General features: G+C 71.2%; 15 protein-coding genes. 10 read left to right on the forward strand and 5 right to left on the reverse strand.

Translation table 11 applies throughout. From position 1 onward, the window contains the following. A partial coding sequence (locus D7W82_RS23870; protein ID WP_199727817.1) for a vancomycin high temperature exclusion protein occupies positions 1-363 on the reverse strand: 363 nt, incomplete at its 3' end. A gap of 260 nt (positions 364-623) precedes the next feature. Here D7W82_RS23870 and atpG point away from each other — a divergent pair. The 10 genes from atpG to D7W82_RS23920 all read left to right on the forward strand — a co-directional run bounded on the left by atpG (position 624) and on the right by D7W82_RS23920 (position 9647). Next, positions 624-1520, forward strand: coding sequence for an ATP synthase F1 subunit gamma (gene atpG, locus D7W82_RS23875; protein WP_120587021.1), 897 nt, complete (start codon positions 624-626; stop codon positions 1518-1520). A gap of 319 nt (positions 1521-1839) precedes the next feature. After that, entirely contained in the window at positions 1840-3285 is a 1446-nt protein-coding gene (gene atpD / locus D7W82_RS23880) for a F0F1 ATP synthase subunit beta (RefSeq protein ID WP_120620554.1), read from the forward strand. A 7-nt stretch (positions 3286-3292) separates the two neighbouring features. After that, positions 3293-3850: a hypothetical protein gene (locus tag D7W82_RS23885; protein WP_120620555.1), complete on the forward strand. Its 558-nt coding sequence runs from the start codon at positions 3293-3295 to the stop codon at positions 3848-3850. A 29-nt stretch (positions 3851-3879) separates the two neighbouring features. After that, a complete protein-coding gene (locus D7W82_RS23890; protein ID WP_120587024.1) occupies positions 3880-4284 on the forward strand; it encodes a F0F1 ATP synthase subunit epsilon in 405 nt (134 codons plus the stop codon). Between the two features lie 139 nt (positions 4285-4423). Continuing rightward, positions 4424-4693 (forward strand): hypothetical protein, encoded by a 270-nt coding sequence (locus D7W82_RS23895; RefSeq protein ID WP_120620556.1) that lies wholly within the window; start codon positions 4424-4426, stop codon positions 4691-4693. A 425-nt stretch (positions 4694-5118) separates the two neighbouring features. Beyond that, complete coding sequence (locus tag D7W82_RS23900; RefSeq protein ID WP_014400281.1) at positions 5119-6150, forward strand: ADP-ribosylglycohydrolase family protein; 1032 nt, start codon at positions 5119-5121, stop codon at positions 6148-6150. 194 nt (positions 6151-6344) lie between these two features. Continuing rightward, positions 6345-6749 carry a phage holin family protein gene (locus D7W82_RS23905; RefSeq protein ID WP_120620557.1) on the forward strand — a complete coding sequence of 135 codons (405 nt, stop codon included), beginning with the start codon at positions 6345-6347 and terminating at the stop codon, positions 6747-6749. Continuing rightward, the gene (locus D7W82_RS23910; protein ID WP_120620558.1) at positions 6746-7243 is read left to right on the forward strand and encodes a hypothetical protein; all 498 of its coding nucleotides are present in this window, start codon (positions 6746-6748) and stop codon (positions 7241-7243) included. Before D7W82_RS23905 ends, D7W82_RS23910 begins: the two co-directional genes overlap by 4 nt. A 36-nt stretch (positions 7244-7279) precedes the next feature. Further along, on the forward strand, positions 7280-8626 hold the full coding sequence (locus tag D7W82_RS23915; RefSeq protein ID WP_304988741.1) for a cytochrome ubiquinol oxidase subunit I: 1347 nt from the start codon (positions 7280-7282) through the stop codon (positions 8624-8626). Continuing rightward, a complete protein-coding gene (locus D7W82_RS23920) occupies positions 8616-9647 on the forward strand; it encodes a cytochrome d ubiquinol oxidase subunit II (RefSeq protein WP_120620560.1) in 1032 nt (343 codons plus the stop codon). The genes D7W82_RS23915 and D7W82_RS23920 overlap by 11 nt, the downstream gene beginning before the upstream one ends. On the opposite strand, the gene D7W82_RS23925 is transcribed toward D7W82_RS23920, so the two are convergent. The 4 genes from D7W82_RS23925 to D7W82_RS41755 all read right to left on the reverse strand — a co-directional run bounded on the left by D7W82_RS23925 (position 9637) and on the right by D7W82_RS41755 (position 11959). After that, positions 9637-10164 (reverse strand): hypothetical protein, encoded by a 528-nt coding sequence (locus D7W82_RS23925; protein WP_120620561.1) that lies wholly within the window; start codon positions 10162-10164, stop codon positions 9637-9639. The genes D7W82_RS23920 and D7W82_RS23925 overlap by 11 nt on opposite strands. 42 nt (positions 10165-10206) lie before the next feature. Then, positions 10207-10977, reverse strand: a complete 771-nt coding sequence (locus D7W82_RS23930; protein ID WP_120620562.1) for an SDR family NAD(P)-dependent oxidoreductase — start codon at positions 10975-10977, stop codon at positions 10207-10209. Between the two features lie 57 nt (positions 10978-11034). Then, a complete protein-coding gene (locus tag D7W82_RS23935) occupies positions 11035-11616 on the reverse strand; it encodes a class I SAM-dependent methyltransferase (protein WP_120620563.1) in 582 nt (193 codons plus the stop codon). Between the two features lie 118 nt (positions 11617-11734). After that, positions 11735-11959, reverse strand: coding sequence for a hypothetical protein (locus D7W82_RS41755; RefSeq protein WP_233587903.1), 225 nt, complete (start codon positions 11957-11959; stop codon positions 11735-11737). Between the last annotated feature and the right edge of the window lie 290 nt (positions 11960-12249).

Raw genomic sequence — 12249 nt, forward strand, 5'->3', positions numbered from 1 at the left:
CCCCACCACCGCGTCCTCCGGCACCCCCCGCTCCAGCAGGTAGCGCCGCATGGCCCGCGTCTCGTTGTGGAAGGGCGCGGAGTTGTCCCCGCTCACCAGCAGCGACCGCACCTTGCCCTGCCGCCAGAGCGCGATGGCCGCGTCCAGCCGCTGCGCCAGCACCGGCGACGGCACCGCGCCCGGCGCCAGCCCCGCCCCGAACACCAGGGCCACGGGGGCCTCCGGCGCGACCGCCAGCGGCACGATGCGGCCCTGGTAGCGCAGGCGCACGAAGTGGGACAGACCCAGCAGGACGGCCAGGGCCAGCCCGAGCAGCCCCAGGCCCCTGCGTACCCACACCCTGGTCGTGCCGCCAGCCTTCATGGACCCCGCGGAACAGTCGGAAGGGGCCATTCTCTTCCGGCGCCCCCCGCTCGGAAAGCACCATGGGCGGCCCGCTGATGGGAACTGGTCACGCCCGCCCGGCCCCCGGCGTGCCGTGGCGGCGGGCAGGAGGCCCGCGTCAGGGCACCCCGCCGTTGACCGGCCACCGCCCCGCCTATATAGGGGGCCCGCCGTCCCTTAAGGCCAGCCCGGGCTGTCACGGGGCGCGCGCCGCACGTCTTACGAGGAGTTTCCGGTCCATGGCGTCCCTTCGCGACATCCGCAAGCGCATCCGCTCGGTGAAGAACACGCGGCAGATCACCAAGGCCATGAAGATGGTCTCCGCCGCGAAGCTCCGGAAGGCGCAGGACGCCATCCTCGCCGCCCGCCCGTACGCGCAGACGCTGGAGCAGATCATCTCCGAGCTGGCCGTGCGCTCCGCCGACCAGGAGCTGGCGCACCCGCTGCTCGCCACCCGCCCCATCCGCCGCGTGGAGCTGCTGCTCCTCACGTCCGACCGCGGCCTCGCCGGCGGCTTCAACTCCAACGTCATCCGCCGCGCCAACCGCTACCTGTACGAGAACAGCGACCTCCAGGTGCGCGTCTCCACGGTGGGCCGCAAGGGCAACGACTTCTTCCGCAACCGCGGCCAGTCCATCCGCAAGGACTTCGCCGGCCTGTACGCGACGCTGAACTACCGCTCCGCCGCCAACGTCGCGGAAGAGCTGGCCGCCGCCTTCCTCAACGATGAGGTCGACGCGGTCTACGTCGTCTACAACGAGTTCGTCTCCGCCATCACCCAGAACGTGGTCGTGTCGCAGCTCCTCCCGCTGCAGCCCGCCACGGCGAAGGCCGCCGCCACGCCCACCCCGGAGACCGTGACCTCCGCTCCGGCCCTGGTGGACTTCAAGTACGAGCCGTCCCGCCAGGCCGTGCTGGACCGGCTGGTGCCCCAGGCGGTGAACATCAAGCTGTACCGGGCGCTGCTGGAGAGCGTGGCCAGCGAGCAGGGCGCGCGCATGAGCGCCATGGAGAACGCCACCAACAACGCCACGGACATGATCTCCAGCTACACCCTGCTCTACAACCGCACCCGCCAGGCGGTCATCACCAAGGAGCTCATGGAGATCGTCTCCGGCGCCGAGGCCCTCAAGTAGCCCGCCTCCCAGCCGGTTGCCTTCCCAGGAGGGCCCGATGCTCCACGCTCCCACGAGCGCCGGGCACGGGCCCTTCGTGTTTCCAGACCCCCCACTCGGGCCCCCCACCGGGCAGGCAGGACCGAGGGACACGGCAAGGGACTGGCGCTGGGGACACCGCTCCGCTAAGCGGGACTTACGCAGGCGGACCCGGGAGGCTTGACCCTGCCGGGCACCCCCCGGTAAAGGGGGCCCGCCCACACCCCTCTTCGGGGTTCGATTTCCTGACGGGCGGCGGCGCCCCGGCCGCTCGCCACACGAGACAAGGCAGAGGAGTCCCATGAGCGCTCAAGTCCCGACGACTGGCAAGATCACGCAGGTTCTCGGCCCCGTGGTCGACGTGGAGTTCCCGCCCGGCGGGCTCCCGGAGGTGTACGCGGCCCTCAAGGTGACCAACCCCAACCTGGGCGCGGAGAAGGACAACCTCACCATCGAGGTCGCGCAGCACCTGGGTGAGAACACCGTGCGCTGCATCGCCATGGACTCCACCGAGGGCCTGGGCCGCGGCATGCCGGTGAGCAACACGGGCGCCCCCATCCAGGTGCCGGTGGGCAAGGCCACCCTGGGCCGCATCATGAACGTCACCGGCGAGCCGGTGGACGAGATGGGCCCGGTGAACGCCACCGAGTACTGGCCCATCCACCGCGCGCCCCCTCCGTTCACGGAGCAGGACGTGCGCGTGCAGATGTTCGAGACCGGCATCAAGGTCATCGACCTGCTCGCCCCCTACACCCGTGGCGGCAAGATCGGCCTGTTCGGCGGCGCCGGCGTGGGCAAGACGGTGCTCCTGCAGGAGCTCATCCGCAACGTGGCAGTGGAGCGCGGCGGCTTCTCCGTGTTCGCCGGCGTCGGTGAGCGCACCCGCGAAGGCAACGACCTGTACCACGAGATGCAGGAGACCAAGGTCATCCAGACCGACAACCTGGAGAAGAGCCAGGCGGTCCTCGTGTACGGCCAGATGAACGAGCCGCCCGGCGCCCGCGCCCGCGTGGCCCTCTCCGCGCTGACCATGGCGGAGTACTTCCGCGACGTGGAGGGCCGTGACGTGCTCCTCTTCGTGGACAACATCTTCCGCTTCACCCAGGCCGGCTCGGAAGTGTCCGCCCTCCTGGGCCGCATCCCCAGCGCGGTGGGTTACCAGCCCACGCTCGCCACGGAGATGGGCGGCCTGCAGGAGCGCATCACCTCCACCACCAAGGGCTCCATCACCTCCGTGCAGGCCATCTACGTGCCCGCGGACGACCTGACGGACCCGGCCCCCGCGACCGCGTTCGCCCACCTGGACGCGACCACGGTGCTCAACCGCTCCATCGCGGAGCTCGCCATCTTCCCCGCCGTGGACCCGCTGGACTCCACCAGCCGCATCCTGTCCGCGGACGTGCTGGGCGCCGAGCACTACGCCGTGGCCCGCCGCATCCAGGGCATCCTGCAGCGCTACAAGGAGCTCCAGGACATCATCGCCATCCTCGGCATGGACGAGCTCTCCGAAGAGGACAAGCTGTCCGTGGCGCGCGCCCGCAAGATCCAGCGCTTCCTGTCCCAGCCGTTCTTCGTGGCCAAGGTCTTCACCGGCCTGGACGGCCGCTACGTGAAGCTCCAGGACACCATCCGCTCCTTCAAGGAGATCGCGGACGGCAAGCACGACGAGCTCCCGGAGTCCGCCTTCTACATGGTCGGCTCCATCGAAGAGGCGCAGGAGAAGGCCCGCAAGCTGGCTGCGGCGTAAAGACCCCATGCGCCTGACCGTCGCGCTCGCCCTGCTCCTCTGTGGTGCCGCGCCCTCCGCCCTGGCGGAGGAGCGCGCCAGCCGGGCACGGGTGAGCGCGAACGGGCTCTACAGCGTCCGCTCGGTGGACGTGGGCGTGGGGAAGTGCCGGCTGGAGGTGCTCAAGGAGAGCGGGCCCCTCTGGACGGCGGACGTGTGTGTGGGGACGGTGGACGACCTCTACTTCGCGTCCAATGACGGGGAGAAGGTCTGGGTGCTCTACCCGCTGGTGGAGAAGGGCAAGCCGCCTCCCACCAGGGGCAAGAAGAAGCCGAAGGGCAGCAGCCTGGCGTGGGCGCGGGTGATGGTGGCGGCCCAGTTCGACCGCACCGGGCAGAAGCTCCAGGAGCGGCGGCTGACAGAGCTGATGACGACGAAGCAGCTGTCGGAGGTGCGGCAGCTGGCCCACCACCTCAAGTGGCTGGAGGGCACGCTGGGCATCCCGGGCAAGGGCCCGCGCCTGACGGACGCCGGGGTGTTGGAGTTCGAACCGGTGGGCGTGCAGACCCAGCGGCTGACTTTCTGATGCGGTAGTGCGGTAGCACGAGGACCTTCATGGCCAAGCTGACTGTCGAGATCGTCACCCCCGAGAAGCGCATCCTGTCCGTGCAGGCCGACGAGGCCATCGTGCCGGGCGGAGAGGGCCTGTTCGGCGTGCGTCCCGGCCACACGCCGTTCCTGTCGCTGGTGGAGCCGGGCACGCTCACCCTCATCGAGGCGGGCAAGCAGGACCGCTACTTCGTGGCGGGCGGCTTCGTGGAGGTGAGCAACGACAAGGTGCTGGTGCTGGCGGACGCCGCCGAGCACGTCACCGGCATCGACGTCGCGGGGGCCCGCCGCCGCATGGAGGAGGCCCAGGCGCGCCTCAAGGACCTGAACGCCGCGGACGCGCGCTACGCGCTGGAGCAGGCCGCGGTGCGCCGCGAGGCCGCGCGCATCAGCGCCTCCGAGTCCCGCTAGCGCTCCGCCCGCGCGCCTCTTCTTGGGGCGCGCGTGCCGTACCGGAAGGGTGGTGCTCCGAATCCCCCAGGGACGTGGGGACCGGCGCTCCACCCTTTTCGCGTTCCGGGGCTCGGACGAAGCATGATGCGGCGCTGAAATGAGCACGCCCGAGTCGCCCGTCCTGGAGCTGTTCCACCGCATCGCGGATCCGCCGTCCGCCGCCGCGCGCCGCTTCGTCACGGACCACGCGCTGGAGGACCGCGTGCGCTTCCGCAACCTCACCTACGAAGAGGTGGAGAAGGACTGGCGCGAGCGCGGCGGCCACACGTCCCCCGCGCTGTGGGACGGCACGCGGCTGCACCAGGGCGCGGAGGCCGTGGTGGCGCGCTTGATGGCGGTGGTGAACCTGGGCCGCGACGACGCGTGATCCGCGCGCATCCGCGCGTGCGTCGCCTGGATGAAGTGAAGTCGCTCACGTCAAGGTGAACACCTGAGCCCGTGGGCGGCGCACGCGCACGGGGCCACCCGTGCGTCCCTTTCGGTCCATGCGCAGCATTCGAAGTTGGACATGCACGCGTGCTCGCGCGTTTCAACGGGCTCGCCTGCTTGCTGAAACGCAGCGGGATGCGATAGCTACCGCGCCCCCGGTTGCGCCGTGGTTGCGGCGGAGGAGGCGGACAGTGGCGACGCGCGCGGTGCAATCCAGCGGGACCTTTCTTGTCCAGCGCTCCACCGCACCCGCTTCGTGCACGTCAAGGCCCCATGATCGATCCGCCATCGCGTCGCGCGCCCTCGCAGCGTTCATCTCGGTGCTCGTCCTTGGCTGAGGCTCGGGTAATCTCCGCCGCTCCGATGCCGCTGACTCCCGCAGATCGCCAGGACCGTTTTCATGCGGCATTCCTGGGGCTCGCCATCGGGGATGCGCTCGGCTTTCCGCTGAGGGGCATCCCCCCGGCGAGCCTGGCGCGGCTGCCTGGCCTGGCGGAGGACTTCGCGCCCCGGCCGCGCGGCAAGTTCGCCAAGGGCCAGTTCAGCGACGACACGCAGCTCCTGCTCGCCGCCGCGGAGAGCGTCATCCGCGAGGGCAAGGTGGACGGCCGCAGCGCGGCGCTGCACCTGGCGTGGCTGTGGCAGGAGGGCATCATCCTCCAGCCGCCGCGCAGCCTGTCGGAAGCGCTGCAGCGGCTGGCCAGCGGCACGCCGTGGATGAGCGCGGGGGCTCCGCTCGGCACGAAGTGCCCGTCGGTGCTCAGCCGCGCGCTGGTGGTGGGCCTCTTCGAAAGCGGCCAGCGCGCGCGCCTGCCGCACGACGCGGGCGTGCTCACCGTCATCACGCACAAGGACCCGGTCTGCGCCGCCGCCGCGGCCGCGTTCGCGCAGGCCGTCGCGCTGGGCATGGAGCAGGAGGCCCTCACGCCCGCGGCCTTCTGCGAGGCCCTGGCGCTGTCCGCCGCCGTGCACGACAAGAACCTGGCGGAGGAGATCCGCCACCTGCCGCGCCTGCTGACGTGGGACACCCAGCGCGCGCTCAACCAGCTGCGCAAGGTGGGCGTGCCCCCCAGCGAGCTGAAGGGCGTGGACGGCCTGCCGTGCCACGTGGTGCCGGTGCTGCTCACGTCGCTGTACGCGACCCTGAAGGTGCCGCACGACTTCCGCGAGGCCGTGGTCCTCACGCTGCGCTGCGGCGGCGAGGCGGACGTGGCCGCGGCCCTCACCGGCGCCCTGCTGGGCGCGCACCTGGGCACCCGCGCCATCCCGGCCCGCCTGCGCAAGCAGGTGCTGTACGCGGAGAACCTGCTGGACACCGCGGACCGCCTGTTCCGGGCCCGCCAGGTGCGCGAGACGCTGGCCACGGCGATCGCGCACCAGAAGACCCGCCGCTAGCCGCCTGGCCGCACCGGGCCTGCCCGTGAGGGCCGGGGCACCAGGCAGGCAGCCGGACGCGAATGGGGTGTGCGGCGGGACTTCTCCCACACACCCTTCCTGACCACCTTCAGGGACAGACCGGGGACAGCCGGGACGCCAGGCAGGCGGCCGTCGGTGATGCCCCGTGAAGTCATCCTGTCGGAGGCACGGTCGTGGACCTCGAATCAGAACGCCTGGAGCGCAGCCAGCTGGAGACGCTCTCCACCCCCGAACTCATCCGGCACGCGCTGTCGGAGACCCGCCTGTTGGTGAAGGCGGAGGTGATGCACGCCAAGAAGGAGCTGAAGCAGGAGCTGCAGGCGGCCAGGCTGGCGGGCATCTTCCTGGGCGCCGGGGCCGTCCTGGCCCTCACGTCCCTGGCCGTGCTCTTCGTCGCGCTGGGCCTGGCGCTGCCCCTGGGGGCCGCCGTGGGCGTGCTCATCGTGGGCGCGGTGCTGCTGGCCGTGGCCGGCCTCCTCCTGTTCCTGGGCGTGAAGCGGATTCCCAAGAAGCCGCTGGTCCACACCCAGGAGCGCTTGAAGACGGACCTCCAGATGACCCGGGAGACGCTGCAATGAGCCAGGCCTCCGAGACCGAAGCGCACGCCGACCACGCCATCACCCGGCGCATGGGCGACCGCGAGCAGGTGGAGCAGACCGCGGACCGCATCCGCGACGAGCTGCTGCTCACCCTGGAGGAGCTGGACCGCCGGCGCACCCGCGCCACGGACGTGCGCTACCACGTCAACCAGAACAAGGACCTGCTCATGACCGTGGGCGCCGCCGCCCTGGTGGCGGTGGGCCTGGGCGTGGGCATCGCCATCTACCGCGCCCGCCACCACGACGAGCGCGTGCGCCGCCAGCGCCGCAGGGCCCTGGAGCGCGCCTGGGCCCACCCGGACCGCGTGGCCACCAGCATCGAGGACAAGCCGCTGGGCGCGGAGCTGGGCCGCAAGGTGGTGATGATTTTCGCCACCTCGCTCGCCACCGCCGTGGCCCGCAACTCCATGCAGACCCTGGTGCCCTCGCGCACCGTCGCCAAGGTGCCTGCGGACAAGGATAAGAAATACTGAATGCGTAAAATCCGCGCATAAAGCAGACTGATGTCCATGACGGACCTGCTCTATGCGCGCGCGCAGATGGGGCTCTCGCTCGCGTTCCACATCGTGTTCGCGGCGGCCGGCGTGGCGTTGCCGGTGCTGATGGTGTTGAGCGACCTGAAGCACCGGCGTACGGGGGACGCGGACTACCGGAAGCTCAGCGAGAAGCTGGCCAAGGGCACCGCCATCCTGTTCGCGGTGGGGGCGGTGAGCGGGACGGTGCTCTCGTTCGAGCTGGGCCTGCTGTGGCCGGAGTTCATGGGCCGCTACGGCGAAGTGATTGGCCTGCCCTTCAGCCTGGAGGGCGTGGCCTTCTTCACCGAGGCCATCTTCCTGGGCATCTACCTGTACGGCCGCGAGCGCGTGTCGCCGGGCCTGCACCTGTTCAGCGGCGTGATGGTGGCGGTGAGCGGCGCGGCGAGCGCGTTCTTCGTCACGCTGGTGAACACGTTCATGAACAACCCGTCCGGCTTCACGCCCACGCCGGCGGGGCCCACGGACGTGCAGCCGCTGGTGGCCATGTTCAGCCCCGGCTGGCAGTACCAGACGGCCCACGTGCTCCTGTCCTGCTATCAGGCCAGCGCGTTCGCGATGGCGGGCATCCACGCCTTCATCCTGCTGAAGCACCCGGGCGCGGCGTTCCACAAGAAGGCGCTGTCCATCGCGCTGCCGCTCGCGTGCGTCACCGCGCTCGCGCAGCCGCTGGTGGGGGACCTGTCCGCGAAGCACGTGGCGCGGGAGCAGCCGGTGAAGCTGGCCGCGATGGAGGCGCACTTCGACACGGAGGCGGGCGCGCCCCTGCGGGTGGGCGGGTGGCCGGACGTGGAGAAGCGCACGGTGTCGGGCTCCATCGACCTGCCGAAGGGGCTCTCCATCCTGGCGTTCGCGGACCCCAACGCGGAGGTGAAGGGGCTGAACGCGTTCCCCCGCGACGTCTGGCCGCCGGTGGCCAAGGTGCACATGGCCTTCCAGGTGATGGTGGGCACGGGCAGCCTGATGGCGCTGCTCGCGCTGGCCACGCTGTGGCGCCGGTGGCGGGGCCGTGAGTGGCCGCACGGCAAGGGGATGATGCGCGCGTGGCTGTGGTCGGGGCCGCTGGGGCTGGTGGCGCTGGAGGCGGGGTGGCTCGTCACCGAGTGGGGCCGGCAACCGTGGATCGTCCGCGACGTGATGCGCACGGGCGAGGCGGTGACGCCGGTGCCGCACCTGGCCGCGCCGTTCTTCACCTTCACGGCGGTGTACCTGTTCCTCGGGGTGACGGTGCTCTTCGTGCTCTGGCGGCAGGTGGCGGGCACGCTGCCCGGGTCCAAGACGCCCGGCGCGCCCGCGGATGGCGAGGTGGCCCATGCCCATTGAGACGACGGTGCTGGGGCTCGCGGTGGCGGGCACGTTCGTGCTGTACGCGCTTTTGGGCGGGGCGGACTTCGGCGGCGGGGTGTGGGACCTCCTGGCGCGCGGGCCTCGCAAGGCGGAGCAGCGCGCGCTCATCGCCCATGCCATCGGTCCGGTGTGGGAGGTGAACCACGTCTGGCTCATCGTGGGGCTGGTGCTGCTCTTCAGCGGCTTCCCGCGCGCCTTCGCCGCGCTGAGCGTGGCGCTGCACGTGCCCCTGACGCTGCTGGTGCTGGGCATCGTGTTCCGGGGCACGGCGTTCACCTTCCGCGCCTACGACACGCGCGGGGACGCGGTGGAGCGCCGCTGGGGCGTGGTGTTCAGCGTGGCGAGCGTGGTGGCGCCGCTGCTGTTGGGCATGTGCGTGGGCGCGGTGGCCAGCGACGCCATCCGCATGCAGGGGCACGCGGTGGTGAGCGGCTTCTTCGCGTCGTGGCTGTCGCCCTTCGCGCTGTCCGTGGGCGTGCTGACGCTGGGGCTGTTCGCGTTCCTGGCGGCCGTGTACCTCACGCATGAGGCGCGCACGCCAGCGCTGGCGGAGGACTTCCGGCGCCGGGCGCTGGTGACGGGCGGGCTCCTGTTCCCGCTGGCCCTGGCCACCCTGCTGCTGTCGCGCGAGGGGGCACCGCGGGTGTGGGCGGGCCTGCTCCAGACGCCGTTCGCGCTGGCGCTGCACGCGGGGACCGCGGTGGCGGCGGTGACGGCGTTCGCGCTCCTGTGGACGCGGCGCTTCCGGGCCGCTCGGGTGGCGGCGGCCACGCAGGGCGGGCTCATCGTGCTGGGGTGGGCGGTGTCGCAGGCGCCGTATCTCGTCTACCCGCACCTGACGCTCCAGAGCGCCGCGGCGCAGCCGGTGGTGCAGCGGCTGCTCCTGGTCGCGCTCGGGGTGGGGCTGGTGACGGTGGTGCCGTCGCTGGTGCTGCTGTTCCGCGTCTTCGGGCCCCGGGGCCAGGTGCCCCAGGCTCCGGAAACGTCTAGGACTTGAGCACGGGGAAGAGCGGCGGGTGCACGACGCGGGGCTTCTCTTCGCCCCGCGCCACCAGCACGCGGGCCCCTTCGAGCAGGTCCTCCGCGTCCAGGGCCTCCACCACGGTGCGCGCGGCGCTGTCGGGGTCCATCACGCGGCAGTGCACGCGCATGACGCCCTCCTCCGTCTCGCCGCCCTCCACCTCGCCGTTGCCCGTCCAGCCGAGCGCGTCCGTGAGCAGCTCCTCCACGGCGTTGCGCTGCTCGAAGTCGTGGCCGGTGCCCTTGCCCTGCACGGTGTACTCGACGAGCAGCACGGACATGGCGTCCGGCTCGGGCTCGTCGTAGCCGGCGTCCACCAGGGCTTCGGCCTCCTGGGCGATGACCATGTCGGGGTCCTCGTCCGGGGGGACGGGGACGGCCTTCTGCTCGCCTCCGTCACCGACGCTGCCCCAGTGCACCGTGACGACACCCTCGTGCTCCCATGCCTCCCAGTAGCGCAGGGTGTCGCCGTCCTTCTTGTAGAGCTTCAGCAATGCATTGGCCTCATTCGCGCGGACTCCATACCGCAACCGGGCTCAGTAGGCACGGCCCTGGCCTCCGTCCACGGGGAGGGTGGCGCCCGTCACCCACTTCGCCCGCTCCGAGGCGAGGAAGGCGACCACGTCCGCCACCTCCTCGGGCGTGCCGAAGCGGCCCCAGGGAATCTGCTCGCGCACCATCTTGGCCACCGCCTCCGGGTCGTGCTGATTGCGCCGGTCCCAGCTGCCGCCGGGGAAGAAGATGGAGCCCGGGGCCACGGCGTTGACGCGGATGCGTTGGGACGCCAGGTCCACGGCCATCTCCTTGGTGAGCGCGATGAGGCCCGCCTTGGCCGCGCTGTAGGGCGCGCTGGTGGCGTACTCGCGGCCGAAGATGGAGCTGATGTGCACGATGCTGCCGCCGCCGCACTGGCTCATCAGCGGCACCGCGCGCTGGCTGCACCACACGGCGGACATCAGGTTGCGCTGGATGACGTCGTTCCACTGCTGGGTGCTGGCCGCGTCGAAGGCGCCCGCGCCGCCGCTGCCGCCCACGTTGTTCACCAGGATGTCCATCGAACCGAAGGCGCGCACCGTGGAGTCCACCGCCAGGTACGCGCCCTCCTGCGTGGCCACGTCCGTGACCACCGTCGCCACCTGGGCGCCCTCGGAGCGCAGCTCCTTCGCGAGGACCTCCAGCTGCTCCGGGTGGCGCGCGCAGATGCACACCCGTGCGCCCTCGCGTGACAGCACCATGGCGATGGCCCGCCCGATGCCCTTGCTGCTGCCGGTGACGAGCGCCGACTTCCCCGTGATTCCGAGTTCCATGCCGTCCCTTCTACCGCCGGCCCGGGCCGGGTGGGGGACGGGATTCACAAGGGGCGTTCAAAGCCGTTCGAAGACGTCCAGGCGCCAGGTGCCCTCCATCTCGCCGCGCAGGTGGCGCAGGCGCTTGGGGGCGAGCCGGCGGAAGGAGTCATGGACCTCATGGCCGCTGCAGCGCATGTCGCGCGTCTGGCCGGTCCAGTGCACGAGGACCAGGTGCCCGCCGGGCTCCAGGTGCTCCAGGATGCGCTGCTGCGCGAGCGCCAGCTCCGGGAGGCTCCACCAGGCGCCGCGTCCGGACACGAGGGTGAGGTCGAAGGTCTGCTCGGGGTAGCGCTCCGGCACGCTCAGCTGCTGGAAGCGCACGTGTGACAGGTGGCGGCAGCGGTGGATGGCGCGGGCCTGCGCGGAGTCGGAGGTCTCCAGGGAGAGCAGGGCGTCACAGCGCGCCTGGAGCTTCTCCGTGAGCAGGCCGATGCCGCCGCCAATCTCCAGGGCGGAGCGGTAGCGCGCGCGGGGGAGCGAGGACAGGGTGACGTCGTCGCGGCTGCGCACGCAGCCCTGCACGGTGCCGTGCCACGGGTCTTCGGTTTCACGCGCGGGGAGGGGAGGGGCCAGCAGGAAGGCGGAGGACGGTTTCATCGGGAGGAGGCTCCTGGGGACGAGCCTTCAGGATGGAAACCACCCGGGCCCTCCACATCCCGTGCGCCCGGGGCCATGAAGGTGTCGACCCTGGGGCAGTCAGAGCGTCGGGAGCTGATCAGCCGCCGCGCCAGTAGTCTGGCTGGCAGGACCACGGGAGCTTCTCGCCGCGCCGGTCGCAGTGGAAGCCCTCGGCGCAGGGGTTGGGCTCGTTCGGGTCACAGGCCTGGAGGCAGTGGTAGCCATCGCAGACCTGGCCTTCGCCGCACGTCGGGTTCGTGGCGGAGCAGCGGTGGACGCATTCCGCCCAGACCTTGCCCGGGAAGTCCGATTGCGAAAACACCTGGCATTTGCGGCCCTCGGGACACGGTGTGTCCAGGCAGTCCGGACCGTAGATGGATGCGCAGATGGAGGTGCCCTCCGAGAACGGGATGCAGCGCTCTCCTTGGGGACAGCCGCGCTTCTCACAGGTGGGAAGACACGAGGGCCTCGGCTTCACGTCCGCGCAGAAGAACCCCTCCGAACACGTCCCGGGTTGGCCGGGGATGCAGGAGCGGGCGCAGTAGCCATCCCTCCCCATGCACTCGAACTCCGCTGAGCATGCGGAAATCGCATCGAACGGAGTTTCCAGGC

This window comes from Corallococcus sp. CA049B, from assembly GCF_003611685.1.
Taxonomy (GTDB): domain Bacteria; phylum Myxococcota; class Myxococcia; order Myxococcales; family Myxococcaceae; genus Corallococcus; species Corallococcus coralloides.